Source organism: Alicyclobacillus acidiphilus NBRC 100859 (assembly GCF_001544355.1).
In the GTDB taxonomy this organism is placed as follows: Bacteria; Bacillota; Bacilli; order Alicyclobacillales; family Alicyclobacillaceae; genus Alicyclobacillus; species Alicyclobacillus acidiphilus.
This window is the reverse complement of record NZ_BCQI01000138.1, coordinates 1-1,469: the sequence shown is the minus strand read 5'-3', so window position 1 is coordinate 1,469 and position 1,469 is coordinate 1. Positions and strand designations below refer to the sequence as shown.

The window sequence follows — 1,469 nt, the reverse complement described above, 5'->3', positions numbered from 1 at the left end:
GAGCGTTTTGCAGAATGGCGTTTTTGGTTGAAGTGAAAAAAGAATCAGCATCGCAGTACAGCTAAAGCGCCTTACATATAGTGGATATCGGTCGGTCATTTCTGTGTAAATTCCACAAGTTATCTCATGGTGCGTTTTTTACGCGGTCTTCTGTTGTCCTTTGATTCCGTTCACGGCAAGCGCGGACGCGAGCAGTACAATTGCATTGAGAACCATGTGCGTCTTTACTTTTTGGATCCCTCTCACATGGACATCATTCGCCGTCAAGTGGGTTTTGAGCCTTGCGTTGCAACGCTCGACTGCAGTGCGCTCGTTGTACAGCAGCTTCCAGTTTTGCGTGCCCCGATGAGGAGCGCAGTAACGCCGTACATCGTCCGTAATCCGCTTTTTGACTACCATGCCATAGTTGGACTGTGAACAAGCCGCTGTACCAAGCGGGCAGTCCACTTTCCCAACCGCGTGAGGGCAGCGGAACTTCAGTCGATCACCGTCAGCACCCCAATACACCATGTCGTATCCCATTGTGCAACGCGGTGTCCCGTCCGATGCCATGCCTTCCGGTGGTTCCTTTTCGCCGCGCTTGTTCATTGCAATAATCGCCTGTGCACCATAATCACGAACAGCTTCGTAGTTTTTCACTTGGTCATACCCAGCATCCATCATGACGAAATCGACTTTCCAACCGTGCGCCTTCACGACGTGTTCCAGCAATGGCGCGGCCATCTCCCCGTCGTAGACGTTTGCAGGTGTGACCTCTAAAGCGACCGGCAGCTCACTCGCGGTATCGACAGCCAGGTGGATTTTGTACCCGAACCAAGCGAGTTTGTTACCGAAGGTATCGTATTTTGCACCCCAGTTGGCATTGCCGGTTTGTTGGCTCCTGGACTTGGGTTGCTTTTTCTCGTACGACTTCACACCGGCACTGTCCACAGCCAAATGGCGTCCGTCAATGATGTTCGCTTCTTTGCATTGACTGACCAGGTCAATGAAGAGCTTCTCTGCGAGATTCATCTCTACGATGGCCGCAAACACGCGACTCAGGGTGGAGACCGACGGGGCGGCTTCGTCTATTCTGAAACCGCACTGGTAACGAAACCGAATGTCTCTCGCTAACCGTTCATGAAGCCTTGTGAACGTTGAAATCCCCTCAAGTGGAGCAGCCAAAAGTGCGCGTAGAATGGCTTCACGGTTAATGGGCTTCGCACCTTGGGGTGACTGTTTCCTCAACTTCGAAGTATAAGGCTGCAAGTTCAATACACCGAAAAATAGCGGTAATCGGTCACTGGACTCAATTTCTAGCCAGTCTTCAAAGGAAAATAGCGATGGCTGGAGAAGATACAAGTGGGACTTCCCTCCTCGAAGATTCGGGTTTGGTCACTTGAAATCTTCTCGAAGGTTGGGGTGAAGTCCTTTTTCATGTCTTCACACCCCTTGTCCTACAAGGCCTTATAAATCTGCAAAACGCTCAT

At 50.9% G+C, this 1,469-nt stretch carries 1 protein-coding gene; it reads right to left on the bottom strand.

Features of this window, described 5'->3' with window-relative positions:
- Nucleotides 1-138: 138 nt before the first annotated feature.
- On the bottom strand, nt 139-1,341 hold the full coding sequence (locus tag AAC01S_RS18410; RefSeq protein ID WP_067625966.1) for a transposase: 1,203 nt from the start codon (nt 1,339-1,341) through the stop codon (nt 139-141).
- Nucleotides 1,342-1,469: the final 128 nt, after the last annotated feature.